At 70.4% G+C, this 23,902-nt stretch carries 22 protein-coding genes; 6 read left to right on the top strand and 16 right to left on the bottom strand.

Going from position 1 to position 23,902, the window contains the following annotated elements:
- Positions 1-131: 131 nt before the first annotated feature.
- Genes ACWD4J_RS30465 through ACWD4J_RS30450 form a run of 4 tightly spaced genes read right to left on the bottom strand, consistent with a single transcriptional unit; the run spans position 132 to position 4,729 of the window.
- Positions 132-1,331 (bottom strand): ROK family protein, encoded by a 1,200-nt coding sequence (locus tag ACWD4J_RS30465; protein WP_451398664.1) that lies wholly within the window; start codon positions 1,329-1,331, stop codon positions 132-134.
- A 19-nt stretch (positions 1,332-1,350) separates the two neighbouring features.
- On the bottom strand, positions 1,351-2,217 hold the full coding sequence (locus ACWD4J_RS30460) for a carbohydrate ABC transporter permease (protein WP_451398737.1): 867 nt from the start codon (positions 2,215-2,217) through the stop codon (positions 1,351-1,353).
- 29 nt (positions 2,218-2,246) lie between these two features.
- Positions 2,247-3,272 carry a carbohydrate ABC transporter permease gene (locus ACWD4J_RS30455; protein ID WP_451398663.1) on the bottom strand — a complete coding sequence of 342 codons (1,026 nt, stop codon included), beginning with the start codon at positions 3,270-3,272 and terminating at the stop codon, positions 2,247-2,249.
- 53 nt (positions 3,273-3,325) lie between these two features.
- Positions 3,326-4,729, bottom strand: coding sequence for an ABC transporter substrate-binding protein (locus tag ACWD4J_RS30450; RefSeq protein WP_451398662.1), 1,404 nt, complete (start codon positions 4,727-4,729; stop codon positions 3,326-3,328).
- Between the two features lie 223 nt (positions 4,730-4,952).
- Here ACWD4J_RS30450 and ACWD4J_RS30445 point away from each other — a divergent pair, with 223 nt between their 5' ends.
- Together ACWD4J_RS30445 and ACWD4J_RS30440 are read left to right on the top strand one after the other, a co-directional pair.
- Positions 4,953-6,305 (top strand): MGH1-like glycoside hydrolase domain-containing protein, encoded by a 1,353-nt coding sequence (locus ACWD4J_RS30445; protein ID WP_451398661.1) that lies wholly within the window; start codon positions 4,953-4,955, stop codon positions 6,303-6,305.
- Positions 6,306-6,356: 51 nt separating this feature from the next.
- Entirely contained in the window at positions 6,357-7,172 is an 816-nt protein-coding gene (locus ACWD4J_RS30440; protein ID WP_451398660.1) for a phosphotransferase, read from the top strand.
- Here ACWD4J_RS30440 and ACWD4J_RS30435 read toward each other — a convergent pair.
- Positions 7,150-8,124: an aminoglycoside phosphotransferase family protein gene (locus tag ACWD4J_RS30435; protein ID WP_451398659.1), complete on the bottom strand. Its 975-nt coding sequence runs from the start codon at positions 8,122-8,124 to the stop codon at positions 7,150-7,152. The two genes, ACWD4J_RS30440 and ACWD4J_RS30435, sit on opposite strands and share 23 nt — an antisense overlap.
- A gap of 143 nt (positions 8,125-8,267) precedes the next feature.
- Between ACWD4J_RS30435 and ACWD4J_RS30430 the strand changes: the two genes are divergently transcribed.
- Entirely contained in the window at positions 8,268-9,434 is a 1,167-nt protein-coding gene (locus tag ACWD4J_RS30430; RefSeq protein WP_451398658.1) for a PP2C family protein-serine/threonine phosphatase, read from the top strand.
- Between the two features lie 21 nt (positions 9,435-9,455).
- Here ACWD4J_RS30430 and ACWD4J_RS30425 read toward each other — a convergent pair whose 3' ends face one another.
- Genes ACWD4J_RS30425 through ACWD4J_RS30415 form a run of 3 tightly spaced genes read right to left on the bottom strand, consistent with a single transcriptional unit; the run spans position 9,456 to position 13,157 of the window.
- On the bottom strand, positions 9,456-10,448 hold the full coding sequence (locus ACWD4J_RS30425) for an aldo/keto reductase (RefSeq protein ID WP_451398657.1): 993 nt from the start codon (positions 10,446-10,448) through the stop codon (positions 9,456-9,458).
- A complete protein-coding gene (locus tag ACWD4J_RS30420) occupies positions 10,438-11,850 on the bottom strand; it encodes an acyl-CoA reductase (protein WP_451398656.1) in 1,413 nt (470 codons plus the stop codon). Before ACWD4J_RS30420 ends, ACWD4J_RS30425 begins: the two co-directional genes overlap by 11 nt.
- A gap of 11 nt (positions 11,851-11,861) precedes the next feature.
- Positions 11,862-13,157 (bottom strand): hypothetical protein, encoded by a 1,296-nt coding sequence (locus tag ACWD4J_RS30415; RefSeq protein ID WP_451398655.1) that lies wholly within the window; start codon positions 13,155-13,157, stop codon positions 11,862-11,864.
- Positions 13,158-13,319: 162 nt separating this feature from the next.
- Here ACWD4J_RS30415 and ACWD4J_RS30410 point away from each other — a divergent pair, with 162 nt between their 5' ends.
- The gene (locus ACWD4J_RS30410; protein WP_451398654.1) at positions 13,320-13,919 is read left to right on the top strand and encodes a TetR/AcrR family transcriptional regulator; all 600 of its coding nucleotides are present in this window, start codon (positions 13,320-13,322) and stop codon (positions 13,917-13,919) included.
- On the opposite strand, the gene ACWD4J_RS30405 is transcribed toward ACWD4J_RS30410, so the two are convergent.
- From ACWD4J_RS30405 to ACWD4J_RS30380, 6 genes are all read right to left on the bottom strand, one after another.
- Positions 13,916-15,439 (bottom strand): acyl-CoA synthetase, encoded by a 1,524-nt coding sequence (locus ACWD4J_RS30405; protein WP_451398653.1) that lies wholly within the window; start codon positions 15,437-15,439, stop codon positions 13,916-13,918. The genes ACWD4J_RS30410 and ACWD4J_RS30405 overlap by 4 nt on opposite strands.
- The gene (locus ACWD4J_RS30400; protein WP_451398652.1) at positions 15,436-15,903 is read right to left on the bottom strand and encodes a cupin domain-containing protein; all 468 of its coding nucleotides are present in this window, start codon (positions 15,901-15,903) and stop codon (positions 15,436-15,438) included. The genes ACWD4J_RS30405 and ACWD4J_RS30400 overlap by 4 nt, the downstream gene beginning before the upstream one ends.
- A gap of 58 nt (positions 15,904-15,961) precedes the next feature.
- Complete coding sequence (locus ACWD4J_RS30395; protein ID WP_451398651.1) at positions 15,962-16,798, bottom strand: SDR family oxidoreductase; 837 nt, start codon at positions 16,796-16,798, stop codon at positions 15,962-15,964.
- 43 nt (positions 16,799-16,841) lie between these two features.
- The gene (locus tag ACWD4J_RS30390; protein WP_451398650.1) at positions 16,842-17,300 is read right to left on the bottom strand and encodes a VOC family protein; all 459 of its coding nucleotides are present in this window, start codon (positions 17,298-17,300) and stop codon (positions 16,842-16,844) included.
- 99 nt (positions 17,301-17,399) lie between these two features.
- Positions 17,400-18,458, bottom strand: a complete 1,059-nt coding sequence (locus tag ACWD4J_RS30385; RefSeq protein WP_451398649.1) for an NAD(P)H-dependent amine dehydrogenase family protein — start codon at positions 18,456-18,458, stop codon at positions 17,400-17,402.
- 62 nt (positions 18,459-18,520) lie between these two features.
- Positions 18,521-19,285 carry an SDR family NAD(P)-dependent oxidoreductase gene (locus ACWD4J_RS30380; protein WP_451398648.1) on the bottom strand — a complete coding sequence of 255 codons (765 nt, stop codon included), beginning with the start codon at positions 19,283-19,285 and terminating at the stop codon, positions 18,521-18,523.
- Between the two features lie 78 nt (positions 19,286-19,363).
- Here ACWD4J_RS30380 and ACWD4J_RS30375 point away from each other — a divergent pair, with 78 nt between their 5' ends.
- Both ACWD4J_RS30375 and ACWD4J_RS30370 read left to right on the top strand, forming a co-directional pair.
- Positions 19,364-20,836, top strand: a complete 1,473-nt coding sequence (locus ACWD4J_RS30375) for a class I adenylate-forming enzyme family protein (RefSeq protein WP_451398647.1) — start codon at positions 19,364-19,366, stop codon at positions 20,834-20,836.
- Entirely contained in the window at positions 20,829-21,995 is a 1,167-nt protein-coding gene (locus ACWD4J_RS30370) for a thiolase family protein (RefSeq protein ID WP_451398646.1), read from the top strand. The genes ACWD4J_RS30375 and ACWD4J_RS30370 overlap by 8 nt, the downstream gene beginning before the upstream one ends.
- A 79-nt stretch (positions 21,996-22,074) precedes the next feature.
- On the opposite strand, the gene ACWD4J_RS30365 is transcribed toward ACWD4J_RS30370, so the two are convergent.
- The gene (locus tag ACWD4J_RS30365; RefSeq protein WP_451398645.1) at positions 22,075-22,953 is read right to left on the bottom strand and encodes an acyl-CoA thioesterase; all 879 of its coding nucleotides are present in this window, start codon (positions 22,951-22,953) and stop codon (positions 22,075-22,077) included.
- 67 nt (positions 22,954-23,020) lie between these two features.
- Positions 23,021-23,698 (bottom strand): TetR/AcrR family transcriptional regulator, encoded by a 678-nt coding sequence (locus ACWD4J_RS30360; RefSeq protein WP_451398644.1) that lies wholly within the window; start codon positions 23,696-23,698, stop codon positions 23,021-23,023.
- Between the last annotated feature and the right edge of the window lie 204 nt (positions 23,699-23,902).

The following is a 23,902-nucleotide window of genomic DNA, read 5'->3' as shown; positions in this document are numbered from 1 at the left end:
CTCTTCACCTCATATTAGGGATGTGTTCAGAGAGTTGACTCATGAGGTGCTTGAACAGTTGTGCTGCCATTGGGAGATAAGTCGCCTGCGGCGAAGGGCGGTGCGAGAAGGCGGCGTGGGGCCGGGGAGGCTCAGCGGCTGAGGGCGGCGAGCCTGCTGTCGGCGCGGTCGGGCGAGTAGAGGAAGTCGACGACCATGGCCGCGGCGCCGACGAGTCCGGCGCGGTCGCCGAGGTGTGAGGTGACCACCTGGAGACGGGCGGTGGTGCGGGGCATGGCGCGCTGGTAGAGCAGTTCGCGTACGCCGGTCATGAAGGGGACTCCGGCGAGGTCACCGGCGAGCACGAGCACGCCCGGGTTGAGCAGCGTGACCACCGTGACGAGGACTTCGCCGGCACGCCGCCCGGCGGCCCGGGCCAGTCTGATGGCGTCCGGGTGCCCCTTGGCGAGGAGTTCCCGTACGTCTGATCCGGAGGCGGTGGGGATGCCGAGCGCCGAGAGCTGCTGGGCCAGCGCGCCGCCGCTGGCGACGGCCGCCAGGCAGCCGTAGGAGCCGCACATGCACAGGGCGTCCGAGCGGTCGTGCAGCCGGATGTGGCCGATGTCGCCCGCGCTGCCGTCGATGCCGCGGTACACCTCGGAGTTGACGATGACGCCCGCGCCGATGCCGGTGGACGCCTTGACCAGGACGAAGGCGGAGCAGTCGGCGTGGCCCGCGCGGTGTTCGGCGAGCGCCATGAGGGTGGCGTCGTTGTCGACGAGCACGGGGACGGGCCCGGGTTCCAGGCTGGTGCCGACGTGCTGCGCGTAGGCGTCCTGCATGCGTTCGCGGATGGGGTACTGGTCCCAGCCGGGCATGATCGGCGGCTGTACGACCCGGCCGGTTTCCCAGTCGACCGGGCCCGGCACGGACAGTCCGATGCCGCAGATCCTGGCCGCGTCGATTCCGGCGGCGGCGATGAGCCCGGGAAACCAGCCCCCGAGCCGGTCCAGCACCTGGTCGGGACCGTCGCTGATGAGGAGCGGAGCGGTGTGTTCGGCGAGGACGGTGCCGGCGAGATCGAGGACGGCGGCGCGGGCGTGCCGTGTCTCCAGGTCTATCGCGATGACCGCGCCGTGGGCGGGATCGAGGGCCAGGTGCTGGGTGGGCCTGCCGCCGGTCGAGGTGCCGCCCACCTGCCGGAGCCAGCCCGCACCGCACAGCAGATCCAGCCGCTGGGCCACCGTCGACCGGGACAGGCCAGTGACGCGCTGGAGGTCGGCACGCGTGACCGCTTCTCCACTGCGGATGAGCCGCAGCAGATGCCCCGCACTGGCCTGGTTCGCCGGCATGGGGGACCCCCTTGTTTCCTCAGGTCTTGTCGGCGCCGCTGGTGAGACCCTCGGTGAGCAGACGTTCGGCGGTGAGGAAAAGAAGTACCACAGGAAGGGTCAAAACCACTGAGCCGGCCATCAGTACGGTCTTGGGGACCTCGACGCCGCCTGCGAGTTGGGCCAGTCCGAGGGACACCGTCCACTTGTCCGGATCAGCGGCAAGGAACAGCAGAGCGAAGAGGAACTCGTTCCAGGCGATCATGAAGACGTAGAGCCCGGTGGCGGTCAACGAGGGCGCGGCGAGCGGCAGGACGATCCTGCGGATCGTCTGCAGACGCGAGCAGCCGTCCAGACCGGCGGCCTCCTCGACGGAGCGGGGGATGGTGACCAGGTAGTTCTTCAGCATGTAGAGGGAGACCGGCACCGTCTGGGCAACGTAGACGACGGCCAGGCCCACCAGGCTGGACGACAGACCGAGCCTGGCGAAGATCACGAACAGCGGCACGGCCAGCAGGGTGGCGGGGAAGAGGTATACCGCGAGGAACAGTGCGCTGATCTGCCGTCCGCCGAAGAACCGCAGCCTGCTGACGGCGTAGGCGCCGGGCACGGCCGCCAGCAGTGTGAGGACGACCGTGCCCAGCGACACCAGGGCCGAGTTGAGCAGCAGGCGCAGGAACCCCTGTCCGCCGTCGTCGGTGGACGTGAGCACGTTCTCGTAGGTGCTGAGCGTGAAGTCCTTGGCGGAGACCCAGAAGGATCCGGGGTCGAGGAGCAGGGCGTCGATGGGCTTCACCGACAGCAGCAGCATGTAGCAGAAGGGCACGAGGGTGATCAGCGCGAGGAAGACGATGACCACCCAGCGCAGTGCGCCGAACAGCCGCTCCTCGAACTGCGTGCGCGTCATGGCCGGACGCGTCATGGACGGGCGCGGCATCATGACGACTCCTCCTGCACCTTCTTGCCGAAGAACGTGAAGTAGAGGCCCAGCAGGACCATGAGGACGGCGGCCAGGACGAGGGCCTGCGCGGCGGCGGCGCCGATGTCGTAGCGGGCGGTGAGGAAGTCGTAGACCCGCACCGCCGCGACGTCCGTGCCGGCGCCTCCGCCGGTGAGCAGATAGACGTCGTCGAACTTGTTGAACGTCATGATGCCCCGCAGCACGCACAGCAGTGCGATCACCGGCATCAGTTGCGGCAGCACGATGTGCCGGAAACGCTGCAGGGGCGTGGCGCCGTCGACCTTCGCGGCCTCCTCAAGACCCTCCGGCACGGCCTGCAGACGAGCCAGGATGAACAGGAACGCGAAAGGGAAGTAGCGCCAGCACTCGAAGGCGATGACGGTGAGCAGGGCCAGCGGGATGTCGAAGTGCCGGCCGAACAAGGCCACTTCGTACTGACGGGTGGACAGGAAGGCCAGCGGTTCGTCCCAGCCGAAGAGCCGGCGGCCCCAGTCGTTGACGATGCCGTACTGCGGGCTGAGCGCCACCTTCCAGACGAACGCGACGGCCACCACGGGAGCGACGTAGGGCAGCAGCATGGCGCCGCGCAGCAGACCACGGCCGCGGAAGGGCCTGCGCAGGGCGAGGGCGGCGACGAGGCCGAGCAGCACCGAACCCGCCGTGCCTCCCGCGGTGTACGCGAGGGTGGTGGTCAGGCTGGACCAGAAGCCGGCCGAACCGAAGACGAGCGAGAAGTTGTCGAGGGACCAGTCGCCGAACAGCCCCATGCCCTGGATGTCGATGAGCTTGGCCTTCTGGAAGGCCAGCAGGACCGTCCACAGGATGGGCAGGACGACCACCACGAGGACGACGACGAACGTGGGGGTGACGAAGGCGAGACCGGCTCGGTTCTCGCGGCGGCTCGCGGTGAGCGGGCGGCGCCGTAGCGGTGGCCGGGCCGACTCGGGCCGGTGGCCTGGAACTGGGCGGCGCTCCGCCGCGCCGGACTGCACGGTGCTCATCATCGAAGACCTCTGTCAGGGGCGGCCGGGCTACGGGAGGGACTACTGGAGGGCTACTGGAGCGACTTCTGCAGGGCGGTGACCTCGTCGTCGGATGCACGGGCCGCCTCGGCGGGCGATATCTGACCGCTCGTCATCGCGGCGACGGCCTTGGGCACGGGCAGTTCGCCGCTGATGGCGCCCACCAGTGCCCCCTCGCCCTGCTCGATGCCCCAGCGGCGCATGTTGCCGACGCCGTCGGCGAGCTGGTCGAGCAACTGGTCGGAGAAGACCTCGTTCATGGGCTTGAGGGTGTCGACGCCCATCCTGCTGGAGCGCCAGGCGTCCAGATACCTGTCCGGGGCGTCGGCGGTGCCGCGCCGGACCGGGATCTTGCCTTCCGGTGCCATGCCGAACCAGTCCTCGTATCCGCCGCCCATCATGTACTCGATGAACTGCCGTGACGCGTCGGTCTCGGCGGTCTTGGTGGCGACCCAGGACGTGATCTCGCCGAACTGCGCGGGCTCCTCGGCGTCCGGACCCTTGAGCGCGGTGACGATCCCGCTGTTGCGGGCGAGGAACCCAGGGTCCTCCTTGCACTGCGGGCAGCTGGGCAGGGCGTCCTTGCGCAGCCCCGCCAGTTCGTCGAGGAGGAACGACGACCAGATGATCATTGACGACTTGCCGGCGAAGTAGGTGGCCCGGGTGGAGTCCACGGTCTGGGTGCCCGGCGGGCCGTAGTCACGGGCGAGCGTGTCGTACGTCGTGAAGGCGGTCTCGCACTGCGGGGAGGTGAGGGCGACGTCGTGCTGCCCGTCGACCAGCCGGCAGTCGTCGGCCAGCGCCAGGTTCTCGAAGCTCTGCTGGGTGAAGACGTCCCCCGGGTCGGTGGCGGCCGACATGCCGTCACGACCTTGGATGTCGAGGCCCTTGGCGGCTTTCAGGAGCCTGTCGTATGTGTCCGGGACCGCGAGACCGGCCTTGTCGAGCTGGTCCTTGCGGTAGACGAGCAGCTGCAGCCAGGCGTCGGAGGGGACACCGAGGCGGGTGCCGCCGTCGGAGGTGAGCTCCAGGGCGTTGGCGGTGAAGGTGTCCTTGCCGAGTTCGTCGACGATCTGTCCCGGGATCTCGGTGTCGAGCAGGCCGTTGCTGTACATCTGCCAGGCCGGGCCCAGGGGGAGCGCGCCGACGACGTCGGGCAGCCGGCCGGACGCGGCCGCCGACATGATGAGCTGGGGCAGCTGCCCTTCGGCTACTCCCACCAGGTGAACCTCGATGCCGGTCTGCTTCTCGAACCGGTCGACGATCTTCTGCGTCGCGGCGACGCGCGGCGGCAGATTCTCCAGCGACCACACGGTGATCTCGCGGTCCGGTGCGCCGGGACCGGTCCTGCCCGAACATCCCGTCAGCATTCCGATCGCCAGTGCTGCCGCCAGACCGGCTGCGGTCGCCTTCGACCGCCGGGCCCTCATGCGCATGCGCGTGTCCCCATCGCCGACTTTCGTCTACTGGGAACGCATCACAGCACCCACTTTTGCTTGTTGACAAGGCATAAGTTGTGGATATTCTCGACGTAACCGGTGTATCCCCAAACTCTCCGGAGCGTTTCGTGGAGCGGGTAGTGCAGTTCAGCGGCCACTCAAGAGGCCCAGGGGCAGCAGAACTGACGGGGTGTCGGTGCCCTGGGCCGAGGTCTGTCGCGTGAGGACGCTCGCGGGCCCACCCGCACCCACCGTCTCCGGGCATCCGGCACTGTGGCGCTGTGCGGCGCAGGTCCTGCTCGACAACTGGACGGGCGCCTCCACCGTCCCGTCGCGCGGCCTGTACCCGCACCAGTGGAGCTGGGACTCGGCCTTCATCGCGATCGGGCTGCGGCACCTTTCCGTACGCCGCGCACAGCGCGAACTGGAGACGCTGCTCGCGGCCCAGTGGGGCGACGGCCGGATCCCGCACATCGTCTTCAACCCCGTCCTCCCGCTGGGCGCGTACTTCCCGAGCCCGGACTTCTGGCAGTCCTCTCGCGCCGGAAAGGCGGCCGGCGCTCCGGCCGCGCTCGAGACCTCGGGCATCGTCCAGCCGCCCGTCCACGCCCTGGCTGCCTGGCTCGTGCACCGGGCGGACCCGTTGGGGTCCGGGCGCCGGGGTTTCCTCGCACGCGTGTATCCGCGGCTCTGCGCCTGGCACCGCTATCTGCTCAGCCGGCGCGACCTGGCGGGAGCGGGCCTCACGGCGATGGTGCATCCCTGGGAAGCGGGCATGGACAACAGCCCCTGCTGGGACAGCCCACTCGCCCGCGTCGAACCGGCCGCCCCGGGTACCTTCCGGCGCGCGGACCTCGCCCACGGAACCGCCGCCGACCGGCCCACCGACCTCGACTACGGCCGGTACGTACGGCTCGCCCTCGACTACCGCGACCACGGTTACGACGACGCCGCCGTGCACCACTTCGCCGTCGAGGACCCCGCGGCCAACTCCCTCCTCATCGTCAGTGAACTGGCCCTCGCGCGCATCGCCGCCGCCGTGGGCGCCGACCCCGCCGTCCACACCGCCCGCGCCGAACGGCTCACGGACGCCCTCGTGGCACGTCTGTGGGACGCGGAGACCGGCATGTTCCTCGTCCGGGACCTGGTCGCCGGAGAACTGATCCCCGAGCGCAGTGTGGCGGGACTGATCCCGCTCATCGTCCCCGGCCTGCCGGGCGACATCGTCGAGCAGCTCCTGCGGAGCCTGTCGAGCCCCCACTTCCACGCCCGTGCCACCGACCTGGTGCCCAGCTACGACCTGGCCGGTCACGCCTTCGACCGTACGCGGTACTGGCGCGGCCCCGCCTGGTTCAACACCGCCTGGCTCATCGAGCGCGCACTGCGCGTGCACAAACGCGCGGGACGGGCGGACTCGCTGCGCTCGTCCTTCCTGAACGCGGCAGCGGCCTCCCGGTTCTCCGAGTACATCGACCCGTACAGCGGCGAGGGCCGCGGCACGTTCAATTTCTCCTGGACCGCTGCGCTCACCCTCGACCTGCTCTGCGCCGAACGGCAGGAGCCACCGAGGTAAGAGCAGCCGCCGGGGCCGTGACCGGTGCCGGACGGCGGTAGCGTGCTCGGCATGACGGAGCAGAGCGCGGGGGCGGACGGCGAAGCGCTGGCAGGCGGCATGGTGAACGCAGGCGCGGTCCTCCGCCGAGGCGCCCTGGTGGAGCGGCCCGCGCCACGGAACGCGCGAGCTGTCCATGCCCATCTCACCGCGCTGAGACAGCACGGCTTCGACGCGGTTCCCTCCCCGGTCGGCCTCATGGCGGACGGCCGTGAGCAGCTGACCTTCGTCCCCGGCGATGTGGCCCTGCCGCCGTTTCCGCGCTGGGCGATGACAGCGACCGCTCTGGAATCGGTGGGAAGCCTGCTGCGGCGTCTGCACGAGGCGAGCGCGGCCGTCGGGTTCGACGCCTCCGCCGACTGGCCGCGGGATCTGGCCGACCCGGAGGGAGGGACGATGCTGTGCCACAACGACGTGTGCCCGGAGAACGTCGTCTTCCACGACGGCCGTGCCACCGCCCTCATCGACTTCGACTTCGCGGCTCCCGGCCGTCCCCTCTGGGACGTCGCGATGACCGCCCTCTACTGGGTGCCGATGACCGACCCCGCGTCCGAAAACGCCTCCTATCCGTCAGGGCTGGACCGGCAGGCACGACTGCGGCTGCTCGCCGACAGCTACGGCCTCACACCGCGGGAACGCCTCGAGCTGCCCGGCGTCATCGAACAGGCCACCGAGACCTGCCGGGCCTTCGTCGCCAGGCGCGTGGCCGACGGTGAGGCCGTCTACGTCCAGGCGCTGGAGGAGCGCGGCGGCTGGGAACGCTGGGACCGCTTGCAGTCCTGGCTGGCGGATCAGCGCGAGACATTCATGACGGCACTGCTGAACTGACGCCGCCCCGCCGTCCCGGAGCCACGGCTTCGGCGAGCAACTCCGCCACGACGTCCGCGAACTCGGTGAGCCGGTCCAATCGTGGTCCACTGCGGGCGACACGGAATCCGTGGCGGCGGCCCCAGAACGCGGCCCGGACGGCATGGAACTGGGCCCAGCGCCGGACCCGTTCGCGATCGAGCTCCGCTGCCTCGGCGAACACGTCCAGAGTCCGGTGGACGGCCTTGTGCAGGTCGTCCGCTTCGAGGAGCCGCAGAGCGCGCGACTTGAGCAGCGTGCCTCCGTCGTAGGCGGGGTCTCCTGCGTATCCCTTGGGGTCGACGGCCAGCCATGGCTCACGGACGGAACGCAGGATGTTCCCGGCGTGGAGGTCGCCGTGGATGAGGATGTCCGGCTGGACGCCGCCCAGCTCGCGGACGGTCGCCACGGCGGCGTCCAGCACGTAGGGCGACAGTGTGTGCGTCAGCTCCCCGGCATCCTCGCGGAGCTGCTCCTCCCAGGCGCCGGCCTGCTCCCGCAGCCGGGGCAGGCCCGGCGGCGCGGGGACGGCAAGCCGGCGACTGATCCGGCCCGCGACCGCCACGACCTCGTCACCGTCTTCGAGCTCCGCGAGGGTCGAGGTCCGGGCCCGCTCGAGCAGCATCGCGAACCGGTCGTCGTCGCGCTCGTACAGCAGCACAGCGCCACGCCCGCCCCACGCCGCGAGCGCGTCCGGCTCATGGACGTTGCCGGGATGCGGAAACGACACCTTCAGCACAGCGGTCCCTTCGGCGCGCCGTCGCACCGGGACGATCACCCCGACGCCCCCGTGCCTGACCTCGCCGTCCGGGACGCACCCCCAGCGCTCCAGCAGCTCCTCCACGATCCCGGGCAGTTCGCCGAGCCACACCGCTCCGGGTTCTCCTTCGCGCCCGACAGTGCTCCTCGCGAACGCCTCCGGCATTTCGATCATCCGGGCACCCTACGCGCCGTCGGCACTCCTCGTACCGGGTGTGGCTGCGGCGTAATCGATTCACTCACGGGGGGTGCACCGCTGGCCGGAACGCGGGGTCCCGGCAAGTCTGAGGCGACAGCCCTGACGACGGGAGCACGGACGTGGCGAGTGCTGGTGAGCCCCGCACCGACGTGGGAAGCGGCCTCGTACGCCGCGCCCGGCTGCTGCCCGGCGTCCTGCTCGTCGGCGGCGGCCTGCTGGACGTGCTGACCCCGGCGAAGTTCAGCGCGACCGCCTTCTACTCGATCGCGCCCATCATCGCGGCCCCGCTGATGTCGCTGTGGGGAACCGTGCTGACCGGCATCGCCGCATGTGCGGTCGACGCCGCTGTGCTGACCCGTTTCGGCTACCTGCCGCACGAGCTGGAGGGCGGGCTGACGGAGCTGGCGTCGGTCGTGGCCGTTGCGATCATGGCCGTGGTGATCAATCGGGTGCTGTACCGCCGTGACGTCGGGCTGCGTTCGGCGCGCGAGATCGCCACGACCGTGCAGAACGCCGTACTGCCGCGCCCCCGTAGCCGCATAGGGCGGTTCCGTATCGCCGTACGCTACGAGGCCGCGCTCAAGGAGGCACAGATCGGCGGAGATCTGTACGCCGTCCAGAGCACCGGGCAGGGGCTGCGCTGCATCATCGGCGACGTCCGGGGGAAGGGCCTGGGCGCGGTCGAGGCGGTCTCCATCGTCCTCGGGGCGTTCCGTGAGGCCGCTGAGGACGAACCGACGCTGGACGGAGTCTGGCGGAGACTGGAGCGCACCCTGGCCCGTGAGCTCGAGTCCCGGCCGAGCCTGGACCGGACCGAGGGTTTCATCACCGCCCTCCTTGCCGAGTTCGCGCCGTCCGGCGACGAGGTCAGACTGGTCAATCGCGGCCACCCCCCGCCGCTCGTGCTGCTGCCGGACGGTGTGGTCCTGGCCGCCGAGCCGTCCAGGGCGGCGCTGCCGCTCGGCCTGGCGGTGCTGGACGCCGACCCGGGCCGGGTCGCGGTGGACTCGGCGCCCTTCCCCGAAGGCGCCACCCTGCTGCTGTACACGGACGGCGTCACCGAGGCCCGCGACCGCGCCGGGGTCTTCTACGACCCGCTCACCGCCCTCGCAGGCCGCCGCTTCGCCGGCCCCGACACGGTGCTGAACGCCGTGGTCGACGACGTGTACCGGCACACCGGGAGCGGCGGCGCGGACGACGACATGGCCTTGCTCGCCGTCACCGTCACGAGGGGTGGCAACGACGAGCATGGCCGCGACGGCGAGCCGAAGACCGCTCCCCGCTGAAGCGAGACGAGCTGCGGACGCTTACGCAGGGAGCGAAAGGGAGGCGCTGTGCCTCTGCAGGAAGTCGTACGGGTAGCCGGGACGGACGCGCGTGGCGGCGTCGAGTCGTTCGAGCTGCGATGCCTCGAGCCGGACGCTCACCGCGGCGAGGTTGTCGCGGATCTGCGTCAGGGTGCGTGCGCCGATCACCGGCATGAGGCCCTGATGCAGAACCCAGGAGAGGGCGACTTGCGCGGACGTCCTGCCGAGCTCAGCGGCGATCTCGGCAGCGGTGTCCCGAGCCCGTTGCAGCGGTGGGGACAGCCGCTCGGCATCGCCCTGCGCAGACTTCCGGACCAGGTGGCCCCGCGCGAGGGGGCTCCACGCGGACATCGCGAGTCCGAGCGCGCGCGCCATGGGCAGGAGCTCGCGATCGGGCGTGCGGGCGGCCAGCGAGTACTCGAGCTGCAGGGCGCAGAAGGAGCTCCAGCCGCGCAGTTCGGCGATGGCGTCGGAGCGGGCGATCACCCATGCGGGCGTGTTGCTCACCCCGATGGCCAGCACCTTGCCGGCGCGTACGAGATCGTCGAGCGCCCGCAGTGTCTCCTCGGCCGGCGTGCACTGGTCCCAGGCGTGCACCCACAGTACGTCCACGTGGTCCGTGCCCAGGCGGCGCAGGCTCGCCTCGACGCTGCGCCGCAGGTTCTTCCGGTGGTTGCCGCCGGAATTGGGGTCGTTCTTGTCGGTCGGCAGTGTGTACTTGGTGCCGAGCACGACGGCGTCGCGTTCCGCCGCGATCAGGCGCCCGGTGATCGTCTCGCTCGCGCCCTCGGTGTAGACGTCGGCGGTGTCCAGGAAGTTGCCGCCGGCCTCGCGGTACGCGGCGTAGATCTCCCGGCACGTCGCTTCCTCCGCGCCGAATCCCCATGCGGTGCCGAACGTCATCGTGCCCAGGCACAGTTCGCTGACGCGCAGACCGGATCGGCCGAGCACGCGCAGCCGCATGGGGCCGCCCTCGGCTGTGTCATGCGTCATCGTCCACCACCCAGTTGACGAACCGGTGCAGCGGATACATGGCGTCGTGCGGCGTGCCCATGCTGCCGGTGAGGGCGCTGCCGAGCTTCACGACGCGCTGTACGCCGGCGGTGGCGAGGCGGTCGCGGAGCTCCGCCTTGCGGTGCGAGGGGTAGACGCCGACCGTCTGTGTCGCCACCGTGGCGAACTCGGTGGCGTCGAGCATCGAGGCGACCGGCACGACGTTGACGGTCTTGTTCGTGGGGTGGAAGTCGACCGGTTCCGGCGAGCGCACCACGAGGCCGCGGCCGTCGTAGTCACCCCAGATCCGGTAGTCGGGCTCGAGGAACCGCAGGCCGTCCACCGCCTCGCGGATGTCGCTCGCGGGCTTCGGACCGACCGCCGAGGCGAACTCCCGGTCGACCCCGAGCCGTTCGCAGAGCAGGGCGCAGAAGCGGTCGGCCTGCTCGATGTCGCCCTCGACGCAGATATGGCGGGCGGCGAGGCACGCGTCCTGGTTGAAGACGGTGGCGTCCATGGCCGCCAGCTCGGCCACCTCCTGCAGCGTCTGCTCCGACGCGAAGGCCTCCCTGCCGATGACCGACATCGACACCTTCGGGTCGAACGAGATCAGCTGGAAGCCCGGCCCCACGTACTTCGCGGCGTTCGCGATGGCGTCGCCGCCGCCCCAGGCGACCAGCTTGTCGAAGTACTGGGAGCGGTAGAGCACCCCTTCGACCTGCGCGTCGCCGCCGCGCCAGTACACGGCGGACATCGACCGCAGCACGGGGTGGTCGGGCGCGATGTCGGCCATGGTGCGCAGCACCGCGACGGTGGTGAACGGGTCGGCGGACGGCATCTTGAACACGTTGACCGCCTTGACCAGCGCGGCGTCGGCGATCGACGTCATGGCCGCGCTGGGGGAGTTTCCGGCGAGCATGTGGACGAGCCGCGGCGGGAAGGCGCGGACGCGGTTCACGCGGCCGTTCGGGTCGGTGCGCTCGACCCAGCCGTCCAGGGCCTCTGGGCCGCCGAAGGTGCGCTCGAGGCGGTACTCCAGCGCCTCCCTCGTCAGGAACTGCCCCGGCCGGCGGAAGGTGTTCTCGATGATGCGCCGCGGCAGGGCACTTACCTGCACGGTCATCTCGAGCGACTCCTGCAGGTATGCGTTCTTCTCCAGCGTGAGGTGCTGCGCGGTCTCGACCAGGAAGTCGATGATCTCCGCCACCGGCACGTCGAAGGCCGGCCCCAGCTGGGTGCGTGGCACGAACAGCTCGTTCAACTGCAGCCGCGGGGTGACGAACGGAACGCCGAAGTCGCGCGACAGGTACTCGGTGTCCTCGCCCCAGACGAGGCGGCCCCGCACGAAGTGCGGCACCCGGATCTTCGCGCCGGTGGGCGCGTGCGTGGTTGCCGTGCTCATGAGTCCTCCGCTCAGTCCTGGACGAAGCCGCGGACGTACGCGTCGATGGTGCCGGCGCAGGTGATCTTGTCGTCGTCGCGCAGGTCGGAGTACCGGGTGATCTCGGGGAAGACGGTCTGACCCGGCCGGCCGCACGGGCAGGCGCGGAGATCGACGAGGATCTTGTCTCCGCTGATCGTCCCGCCCCACCGCCCGTCGACGGTGAGGTCGAAGAACGCGGCGCGGCCCTCGACCTGACCGTCGGACTCCGGCGCCAGCGACTCGCCGTCCTTGTCGAGCACGAACAGGACGAGCTCGTCCGGCACGTGGTAACGCCCTTCTAGGCACTTGGGGTTGCGCAGGTTCAGTTCCTGCATCGAGTAGTACTGCAGGTGCCGGGCAGGCGTGATGTTCAGCATGCGGTAGATCTGCGTCTGGTAGTCCGGCGGCAGCGTGTTGCCTTTCAGGCCTCCGCCGGTCATCAGCGCGTTCTCTCCGGTGATGTCGCCTTCCGACGCGCCCGACTCCTTCAGGATCTCGCACAGCCGGAACAGCGGCGCGGTCATGGAGTTGAAGAAGATCCGCTCTCCGCGCCGCTTGAGGATGTGCTCCGCGAAGTGGTGCAGGCGTTCCTCGGTCTGCCTCTGCCGCTGGGCGCCGGCGGCCTCGACCTCCGCCACCTCGTCCGGTTCGGCGGTCCCGTCCGCGATGGCCTTGCGGATCGCGGCGAGGCGGGTCATGTAGCGGTAGTGGTCCTTGCGGGCCTCGGTGCGCGGCACGGGGATCGCGTCGGGGCGCCCGTAGGCGGCGATGAGCATCTCGCGGGCGGCGTTGTGCGCGCTCAGGCCGGTCTCCGGCCCCACGGGGATGACGTGCCAGGTGGGCTCCGCGGGGATGCCGGCCTCGGCCAGGCAGGCCATCTGGTTCTGCTGCGTGGCCTCGCGGTCGCGCCGGGTCTTGTTCAGGAACGAGCTCTTGCCGCTCGTGCCGCTGGAGCTCGACACCAGATGCCCGGCCGACTCGAGTCGTTCGATCCAGCCGTCGATGTCCTCGACGCCGGACACGTCGACGTCGGTGACCCGGTAGGTCGACAGCGAGTCGAGCCAGCGGTTCAGCTGCGCCCAGCGCCCCTTCGTGATGAGCGGCTCCGGGTAGCTCTTGTAGGTCGTATGGGGGAAGAGCAGCGGGATCATGTCCTCGCGTGCCCGGATCGCCTTGATGCCCTCAGCCTCGGCCCGCCGCTCCAACACGGGCACCTGCCCGCGCCGTTGCTGGAAACGGGCGTCCAGTCGCTCGATCGTCTCCCGCTGATGGGTCGTCACCGACATTGCGCCTCCAGTCGTCCCTGGGATCGCCTGAACATAACTATACTGTTGAGTCTAGTTTTTGCTCCAGGGTTCGGCTCTGGCAGACTTCGGCGGGTGACCTCGCCGACCCGATCCAGCCCGAGCCCGGGTGGCACACCGCCTCGCCGCGGTGGCCGGCCCACTGTGGAACAGGCCAGGCAGCTGGACCGGAACGTCCGCGAACGCGCCCTCCAGCTGTTCCTGGAGCACGGCTACGACGGCACCACGATGGACGCCATCGCCAAGGAGGCCGGCACCACCAAGGCCTCGCTGTACGCCCGCTTCCCTGGCAAGGAGGCCGTCTTCAGCTCCGTCCTCGCATGGGCGGTCCAGCGCACCGACTGGCCCTTTCCCGAGCCGCCGGCACCGGACCTGGACGACCTCGAAGGGGCGTTGACCGCCATCGCGGAGGTCTCCGTGCGCCGGACGCTCGACCCGTCGATGATCAAGCTCGGGCAGCTCGCGGTCGCCCATGCGGCGCGCTTTCCCGAGATCGCCCGCCAGGTGTACGGCGCCGGGTTCTGGCCGCGCCGGCAGCTCGTGGTCGACCTGCTGAAGCGGCATGCGGCCACGGGCGCGATCGTCGCCGACGACCCGGAGATGCTCGCCGGGCACTTCCTCGGGATGGTCTCGGGCGTACCCGCACGCCACGCGTCCTTCGGCATCGTGCCCGACGCGGCCGAGCAGGAACGCCACACGCGCAGCGCGGTGCAGCTGTTTCTCCGGAGCCTGCGTCCCGACTAGCGGCCAAGGAACCGTTTGTAGAGCTTGCCGTTGGGGTCGCGGGGCAGTGTGTCGACGAAGTCCACGGCGCGCGGGCACTTGTAGGTCGCGAGCTCCTTACGGCAGTAGGTGAGCAGCTCCGCTTCGAGGTCCGTACCGGCGGCGGCAAGGTCGGCGAGTTGCACGATGGCTCTGACCGCCTCGCCCATCTCGTCGTCGGGCACACCGATCACGGCGACGTCGGCGACGGCGGGGTGAGCGGCGAGCACGTTCTCCGCCTCCTGCGGATAGATGTTCACACCGCCAGAGATGATCATGTTGGCTTGGCGGTCGGTGAGATAGAGGTAGCCGTCCTCGTCGAGGTATCCGATGTCCCCGAGGGTCCGCCACCCCTTGTCGGTGGTGATCGACGCCGTCTTGCCGGGATCGTTGTGGTACTGGAACGGGCGGCCCCCCGCGAAGTACACGAGGCCGGGGTGACCCGTCGGCAGTTCCTCGCCGTCCTCACCGACGATGTGGCATTCCTGCCTCGGCCGGCCGACGGAACCGGGGTGGGCCAGCCACTCCTCCGCCTCGATGGACGTGAAGCCGACGTCCTCGGTGCCGGAGTAGTACTCGTGGATGATCAGCCCCAACCAGTCGATCATCTGGCGCTTCACCGCCACAGGGCACGGCGCCGCCCCGTGCTCGACATTGCGCAGGCTCGACAGGTCGTACCGCTCGCGCTCCTCCTGGGGCAGCCGCAGCAGCCTGACGAACATCGTCGGCACGAACTGGGCATGCGTCACCCGGTGACGCTCGATCAACTCGAGACACCGGCGGGCGTCGAACCTCTCCATCACGACGACCGTCGCACCGAGCCGGTGCATCGACATCGAGAAGACGAGCGGCGCGCTGTGATACAGCGGGGCGGTCGACAGATACACCGAGTCCGCCCCGGCGCCCAGCGTGAACATGCCCTGCGCGATCTGCACCGGAGCCGATGACGGGTCGCCGAGCGGCGTGCCGGGCAACTGCTTGCGCACGCCCTTCGGCCGGCCGGTCGTGCCCGACGAGTACAGCATCTCGCGGCCCTCGCACTCGTCCGCGAGCGGCGCCGCGGACTCCCCGGCCAGCACGTTCTCGTACGCCTCGAATCCCGCGAGTTCGCCGGCCGCCACCACCCGCACCGGAATGCGCGAGAGGTCCAGGCCCGCGACGACGCCGGCCATCGCCTCGCTGGTCACGAGCGCGGCCGCGCCGCAGTCGTCGAGGACGTACTGCACCTCGGCCGCGCGGAGATGGCTGTTGAGCGCCGTGTAGTGCAGGCCCGAGCGCTGCGCCGCCCAGGCGACCTCCAGATACGCGCGGTTGTTCTCCATGAGGATGGCGATGTGGTCGCCGACCGCCAGGCCGCGCGAGCGCAGCGCCCGGGCGAACCGTACGGACCGCTCCTCCAGCTGCGCATAGGTCACCACATCGCCGCTCGAGCCCATGACGATGGCCGGCTTGTCCGGCGTCTGAACGGCGTACCGGCTCGGTGTCATCCGCTCCGCTGTCACTGATCCTCTCCTTGGGCGCCCAGAACCGTGAACGCGACGACCGCGGGCTCGTCCGACGGGTTGCGCCAGCCGTGCACGGTGCCGTTCTGCACCACGGTGTCGGCGGCGCGCAGCGTCACCTCCTCGCCGGAGTCCAGGACCAGCGTGACCTCACCGGTGACCACCACCACGTAGTCCACCGTCGAGGTGGCGTGCATGAACACACCGGAGCCGGTGCCGAAGCCCGGGGGGAAGACGTTGATCAGGAACCGCGATCCTTCGGGTCCGGGGAAGAACTTCTGCTCCACCCGGGTCGGGTCGGCTCCGGCGTTGGGCACACGCGGCACCGCATCCGTCGCCCATACGCAGACCGTCTGGAAGCCGGGCCGGCCTTCGGTCGTCAGCACGCATGGAGCCGGACCGTCGCTGACGACGTGTCCCTTTCCGTCGCCGGCACGGCCGGTCACCACTCGTCGCGCAGCCATGTGTCCTCCTTGCCGAGTCTCGTCGTACTCCTGCAGGTGGTGCCGCCGTGTGTGCCGGTTACCGCCGACCGGCAGGACCGTGCAGCGCCGCGCACACGCCGCCGTCGACGAGGAGGTCGACGCCGCTCAGGAAGCCGGCCTCGTCCGACAGCGCGAAGGCGACCACGGCCGCGACCTCCTCGGGGCGTCCCGGGCGCCCGAGCGGCGTGCGCTGCACGAGCATCTCCATGGATGGGTGGCTCGCTGCCTCCTGCCGGCCCTGGGGTGTGTCGATGACACCGGGGGAGACCGAGCAGACGCGTGCTCCGAGCGGCCCGAGCCGTACCGCCTCCTGCTGTACGAAGCGGTGTACGCCGCGCTTGGCCCACGAGTACGCCACTCCTGTGTTCTCGACGGCCGGACCGAGGGCGTCGTGGATCCGGTCCAGGAAGTGCTCGTCGAGCGGGGCGTCCAGGGCCGCGACGGCGGCGGGGTCCGGCTCGGCGGTGTCGAGCAGCGGTGCCATCGAGGCGAAGCACACCATCGCCGTCCCGGTGGTGGCGAGCGGACGGAGTGCCTCGGCGAGCATCGCGGTTCCGACGAGGTCGACGGTGAAGATGCGACGCCAGTCGGCCATGGTCGGGGAGATGCCCGCGGCGTGGGCGACGGCCCGCAGCGTGCCGAGTTCGCGGACGCGGGCGGCAAGCCGGGCCAGGCCGTCCCCGTCGGTGATGTCGAGGACGAAGGGTTCGACGACGGCTCCGCGATCCGCCGTCGACAGTTCCTTGGCTGCGGCGGTCACGGATGCCTCGTCCCGGTCCACGAGCAGCACCGTGTCGACCATGCCGGTGAGCCGTTGCGCGCAGGCAAGCCCCATCCCGCGGCCGCCGCCGGTCGCGATGCCCACAGTCGTCATGGATTTCTCCCGTCAGATCGTCGCGGTCGGCACGGAGTCGACGTCATGCCGTGCCCTTGGGGACGGCCCAGCACTGCTGCAGCCCGGGCTGCGCAGCTCGGGTCACCAGCTCGACCCGAAACCCGTTCTGGCTCCGGTGGAACGTGAAGAACGGGGTGCCGTCGGGCCCCGTCCGGGCCGCCTCGATCACGAAGCCGTGGCGTACGAGCTCGGCGGAGTCCGCCGCCACGTCGTCGGACCAGTAGCCGACGTGATGGATGCCTGTTCCGGCCGCCGGTTCCCACATGGTCCCCGGGATGCTCCGGACGATCTCCAGCCGGGGTGATGTCACCGAGTACGCGCATCTGAGATCGAGGACGGTGTCACCGGTGGGCAGCGTGACCGGGATCGGCCCGCCGACCTCGTCACCCCATTCGTAACCGAACAGGGACGAGAGACCGGCCATGGTCGCTTCGAAGTCCTCCGCGACGATGCCGAGATGGAACTGGTCTTCGGCCTTCATGGCTGGGGCACCGCCGCGACGTCTCTCGTCGGGGCGGCAACGTGCTTCGCGTGTTCCATGTCCATACTCACTCTCCGAAGGCGAGTGCACCGCGGGGCATCAGCCGAGTACGGCGACGATCTGCGGGAGGTCGGCCGTGGTCCGGATGCCCGGGGGCGCCTGGCAGACGTAGGGGACGGCGTTCACGGCGCGATTGGCGGTGTACGACGGGGAGACCGCCGCCAGCCTCTCCAGCGTGACCGGGAAGCGGATGTCGATGTCGAGGGGTGCGTCCCCGTCCAACGTGACATGCCAGCCGGTGCTGCGAAGGTCCCAGTCGCGGTCGAGGTCGGTGCCGCAGTACCAGTTGGCGCGGAAGCGCAGCAGCGGGCGGCCGTCCCGCATGGCCGCCACGGTGACCCGCTGTGCGGCGACGGTCCCGGGCTCGACGGTGCCGGCGGCGATCCGCATGCGGCTGCGTGCGCAGGCGGCTTCCCCGGTCGCCTCGATCCCGTCGAGCCGGACGCCGAGGGTGTCGGCGACCAGTCGCAGCGACGGCCCGAAACTGGCGCCCAGACTCTCCACCCGCCCGGCGTCGAACTCCGCCGGGGGCCTGCCGAAACCCATCACCTCGAAGAGGAGCGCGGGGGAGTCGCGCCGGGACAGGTCGGCGTACTCCTCGATCAGCAGGCTGTCCAGCCGCCGTTGGATCGAGCTGAGCACCAGCGGTACGGCCTCGGTGATGAACCCGGGGCTGCTCCCTGTGCTGTGCAGGGAGGACCCGCCCTTGCGGCACGCGGCTTCGACCGGTTCGCGCAAGTCCGGCTCGAGCCTGTCGCGGTGGTGGAAGTCGGTCCGGGTCGTCACCACGTCGGTGCCGGACGCGAGCAGCCGGCACAGTACGTCGACGTCCAGCTCGCGAGGCGTGTAGAGCACGCAGTCGGCGCCGAGCGCCAGGATCTCCTCGATGTCGTCGGTGGCGGCGACTCCGACGGGAGGCAGACCGCACAGGTCTCCGGCGTCACGACCCGCTTTGGCCGGGGTGTGCACGTACACCCCGGCCAGTTCCAGCTGCGGATGCTGGATGGTGGCCCGCAGCGTCCGGCTGCCGATGTTCCCGGTGGCCCACTGGACGACGCGGTACGGCGGCCGGGCCTCCGTACCGTCCTGTGATCGCATCCCTGGCCCCTGCCTCTCTCTCGGCTTCCGGCTGCGGTCGTACAACGGTCGCCCGCCGGTGGTTACTTGGGCGGGAAACGGAGGGCTCCGTCCAGGCGGATGACCTCTCCGTTGAGGTAGTCGTTCTCGCAGAGGTGGTGGACGAGCTCGGCGTACTCGGTGGGGCGGCCCATGCGCCGGGGGTGCGGGACCTGCGGCCCCCAGTAGGCCTCCAGCTTGTCGCCCGCCTGACCGTAGGCCGGGGTGAGGAACGTGCCAGGCGCGACGCCGACGACCCGGATGCCGAGCGGCGACAGGTCGCGCGCGGCGACCAGCGTCATGCTCGCCACACCGCCCTTGGCGGCGGCGTAGGGGATCTGGCCGATCTGGCCCTCGAACGCGGCGATGGAGGCGGTGGTGACGATGACGCCGCGCGAACCGCCGTCCAGGGGCTCCTGCCGGGCCATCGCGGCGGCGCCCAGCCGCATCACGTTGAAGACGGCCGTGAGGTAGAAGTCGATGGTCGTGCGGAAGCCGTCGAGGCCGAGCGGGCTGCCGTCCTTGCCGACCAGGCGCCCGCCGCTTGCGGGGCCGCCGTGCACGTCCACCACGATCCGCAGCGGACCGGCGGACTCGGCCTCCGCGATCGCCGCCTGCACACTCTCCTCGCTGGTGGCGTCCGTCCGTACGTAGCGGATGCCCAGTTCCTGCTCAAGCGCCTTGCCCTTGTCGTCGGCGAGGTCGGCAGCCACGACCTTCGCCCCTGCCGCGTGCAGCCGGCGCACGGTCGCCTCTCCGAGGCCGCCGGCACCGCCCACCACGATCGCGGAGCTCCCGGTGATCTGCATCTACGCTCCCCACTCTTGAAAGTCCCGCTCTTCGGACCTGAGAATAGCACTCTCATGAATATATCGATGATTCTCGAGATGGCTGCTTCGGGCGGCGAGCGGGCGGCGGTGACACGGGACGGCGGGTCGCTGACAGCTGCCGAACTCCTGGGTCTCGCCCGCCGCGCAGCCGGGCGCTTCCGTGAGGCGCCCGCCGTCCTCTACCGCGGGGTCAACCACCTCGCCTATCCCGTGGCGCTGTTCGGTGCGGCGCTGGCGGGCGTTCCCTTCGTGCCCCTCAACTACCGCTTGGGCAATGAACAGTTGGAGGAGATAGCGGGACGACATCCCGGAGCTCTGGTCCTCGGCCCCGACGACTGCGACGCATTGGTGGACGGCTCGGCCGAGCCGGACCCCGCCGCGGAGCAGGAAGCGGCACCGTGGGACCAGGACGCCGTCGCCGTCATCCTCTACACCAGCGGTACGACCGCCGCTCCCAAGGCGGCCCTCCTGCGCCACAAGCACCTGCTCGCCTATGTGCTGAACACCATGGAGTTCGGCTCGGCGGCCGAGGGCGATGCGGCGCTGGTGGCGGTTCCGCCGTACCACGTGGCCGGGCTGACGAACCTGCTGTCCAACCTCTACACCGGCCGCCGCGTCGTCTACCTGCCCGCGTTCGACGCGGAGGAGTGGATCGCCACCGTGCGCCGGGAGCGTGTCACCCACGCGATGCTGGTGCCGACCATGCTGGCGCGCATCGTCGACCGGGTGCCCGACGGCGGCGACGCCGGAACGCCGACCCTGCGCAGCCTCGCCTACGGAGGCGCCCGCACCCCGAGGAGCGTCGTCGAGAAGGCGCTGCGGGCCTTTCCGGCAACGGACTTCGTCAACGCGTACGGTCTGACGGAGACCGCATCCTCGATCGCGGTCCTCGGCCCCGATGACCACCGCGCCGCTCTCGCCTCCGACGACCCCGCCGTACGCGACCGGCTCACCTCCGTGGGGCGCGCCCTGCCCGGCGTCGAGATCGCCGTGCGCACGGAGGACGACGAGCCCTGCGAAGCCGGCGAGACCGGCCTGGTGTTCGTGCGCGGGGAGCAGATCTCCGGCGAGTACTTGGGGCGCAGCGCCCTGGACGATGGGGGTACCTCCCGCTCGAGCGAAGCCGAGAGTGGGGGAGGCTGGTTCCCCACCCGCGACCGGGGCCGCCTGGACGGCGAGGGCTACCTGTTCATCGAGGGGCGGGCCGACGACACCATCATCCGCGGCGGCGAGAACATCGCCCCCGCCGAGATCGAGGACGTCCTCGTCGCCCACCCCGGCGTCACGGAGGCGGCGGTGGTCGGTGTGCCGGACGAGGAGTGGGGGCAGCGGATCGTCGCGGTCCTCGTCGGCGACGGGGACCCGGACGAGATCCGGCAGTGGGCCAACGCGCGGCTGCGCACCTCCAAGACCCCCGACGCCATCGTCTTCCGTCCCGAACTGCCGCGTACCGACACCGGAAAGCTGCTGCGCCGCGCCCTCCTCGCCGAGCTGGAGAACCCGGAGACTCTGGAGACCACCCATGCCTGAAGCGCCCGAAGCCGTCATCGTGTCCGCCCTGCGCACCCCCGTCGGCACCGCCCGCAAGGGGACGCTGCGCGACACCACCGCCTACGACCTGGCCGACGTCGTCGTCCGCGCCACCGTCGACCGCCTCGCCGGCCTGGGCATCGAGCCCGGCCGCATCGACGACGTCGTCCTCGGCGAGGGCCTGTACGGCGGAGGCGTCATCGCCCGGCACGCCGCGATCACCGCGGGGCTGACCTCCGTACCGGGGCTGGCCCACAATCGGCACTGCGCCGCCGGACTGGCCGCCGTGCAGACCGCCGCCGGCTCCGTACGCGCCGGGATGGACGAGGTCGTCATCGCGGGCGGCGTCAACTCCGCGTCCACCTCGCCCAGGCTGAGTTTCCGGCAGGGCGAGGACTGGACGGACCCGTGGCTGCCGCCCACCCACCCCGACCGGCCGGACGCCCCCAACGCGGACATGTCGATCACGGTCGGCTGGAACGCCGCCGTCAAGGCGGGCGTGAGCCGCGAGGACATGGACGCCTGGGCGCTCCGCTCGCACCGCAACGCCGTACGCGCCATCGACGAGGGGTACTTCGACGCGGAGATCGTCCCCGTCGACACGCCGTACGGTCTGTTCAGGGTCGATGAACACCCGCGCCGCGACACGACGATGGAGAAGCTGGCCGCGCTCAAGCCGCTGCACCCCGAGATCGAGGGGTTCAGCATCACGGCGGGCAACGCCTGCGGCGGCAACGACGGCGCGGCAGCCCTGGTCGTCGCCAGCGGCCGGCTGGGCCTGCCCGCTCTGGCCACCGTACGTTCATGGGCGTCCGTCGGCGTCGACCCCGCCGAGACCGGGCTCGCCCCCGTGCAGGCGATCCCCAAGGCCCTCGCCCGCGCGGGCCTTTCGACCGGTGACGTCGACCTGTACGAGATCAACGAAGCCTTCGCCGCCATGTGCGTCGCGACCGTGCGCCTCCTCGACCTCGACCCGGACAAGGTCAACGTCAACGGCAGCGGCTGCTCCCTCGGCCACCCGGTGGCCGCCACCGGCGGGCGCATGCTCGTCACGCTCGTCCACGAACTGCGCCGCCGGGGCGGCGGGATCGGCGTCGCGTCGATGTGTGCGGGCGGCGGCATGGGCTCGGCCGTGGTGATCGAGGTGGCCGCGCCCTGAGTGCGACCGGGCGCTCGTGACGACGAGCCGGACTTAAGGGGGGCACCCTCATCGGGGTGCCCCCACCTCGTTGGCCGGGCTAGGAAGAGGGCTGATCCGCCGTACGGAAGCGCAACAGGGCCTCCTGGGCGTACGACGCGACAAGGGAGCCGTCGGCGGTGAGCACGTCGCCGCGGCCGTGGCAGCGGCCGTGGGCCAGGAGCGGGGCGTGCTGGCGCAGCAGCAGCCACTCGTCGGTACGGAACGGCCGGTGGAACCACACGGTGTGCGAGGTGACCGCCGAGGTGAAGGCCTGTTGCGCGTCCCGCTGGCTGACGCCTTCGAGCGGGCGCAGGGCGGTGCCGATGAGCGTCAGGTCCGTGGCGTACGCGAGCAGGGCGGGGGCCAGTCGGGGGTCGGCCTGCGGCGTGCGCATCCACAGGTCGAGTTGCGGCGGCTGAGCCGCAGGGGAGTCGAGATCGGCGGACACCCGCGTCTCCCAGGGCAGCAGACCGAGCTCCACCCGTTTCTCCGGAGGAAGGAGGGCGGTAACGGGCGCCACGGTCTGATGGTCCGGTCCGTCCTCGGCGGAATGCATCGACACGGACGCCGTGGCGACGACGCCCGACCGCTGCCGGGCGACGACCGACCAGGTGGCGAAGGTGCTGCCCTCGTGCAGGCGCTCCGCCTCGTACCGGACGGTCTCGTCCGTACGGCCGGCCCGTGGGAACAGCACATGGAGGGACTTGACGGCCTTGCCGGGACAGGCGAGTTGCACGGCGCGCACGAACTGGGCCAGAAGCTGCCCGCCGAAGAGCCGGTGATAACTCAGCTGCTGGTTGGGCCCTTCGAAGACCAAGCGGGGGGACTGGGGGCTCAAGGGCTGGGTGCCCGCGCCATCCGTGTCCGGTTGTGGGGGCGGTGAGGGAAGCGCACGCAGGCCGAGGCAGTCGAGAAGATCGCTCCAGAGGTCTGACATGCACCGAGTGTAAGATAGTTCTTTGGAAACGAGAATAGAATTCTCACCCTTGAGTGGTGTGCGTGCCTCAGCTGCGGGCGAACCCGCCGGAGCAGAACGCCCAGACCTCGTCGGAGGTCAGCGGGTGGGAGGCCGGCCTTGCGTGGGGCCCGCTGGACTGGGCCAGGAACATCGCTGTCTGCATCACCATCGCGGCCGCGCGGCGGGGCTTCAGGCCGGGGCGCAGACCGCCTTCCGCGTCGATCTCCGTCATGAGTTCGGTGAGGACCGTGAGGACGGGTGCGTGCGCGATCTTCACCTCCTCGGGGTGTGACAGCAGCAACCGCGGGGCGAAGTCGGTGAACAGCGGGTGTGTCATCGCAGGGTGGGGCCGGGAGCCGTCGAAGAGCAGGCGTACGGCGGCCTCCAGTCGCGCGGACGGCGTGTCCGCTTCGTCTGTTGCGGCCCTGATCTGTTTCGCCGTCCGGCTCAGGGCGTCCTCGAAGAGCGCCAGCAGCAGTTCGTGCTTCCCGTCGAAGTGCTGGTAGAAGCTGCGCAGCGACTGGCGTGAACGGTCCACGACCTCCTGCACGGTGAAGTCCGTGGTGCCCTTGTCCGCCATGATCGCCTGGGCCGAGTCCAGGAAGCGCTGCACCCGTTGCTCGGCCCGCAGCTGCATCGTCCTCGTGGAACGCTCGACGGCGCGCTGCTTCCAGGTCGGTTCACCGAGGGGTGGACCGCCGTTGAGATCTGCCTTCTGTGTCATGTTGTGATGGTACTGCTCAAATTGGAGAATGGTATTGGAGCCTACTGGGTGGGCCCCGTAGCCTTGAAGAGACTATTGTTTCAGTTCACGAGAACGATATTATCGAGCGCTCGGTCTGCCGCGACGCTGAGGAGCCGCCGTGAACATCGTGTACGAGGTGAAGGACCGGATCGCGACGATCACCCTGAACCGGCCCGAGGTCGC

This window comes from Streptomyces sp. NPDC002577 (assembly GCF_053594815.1).
This window is presented reverse-complemented; position numbering and strand designations above follow the sequence as displayed.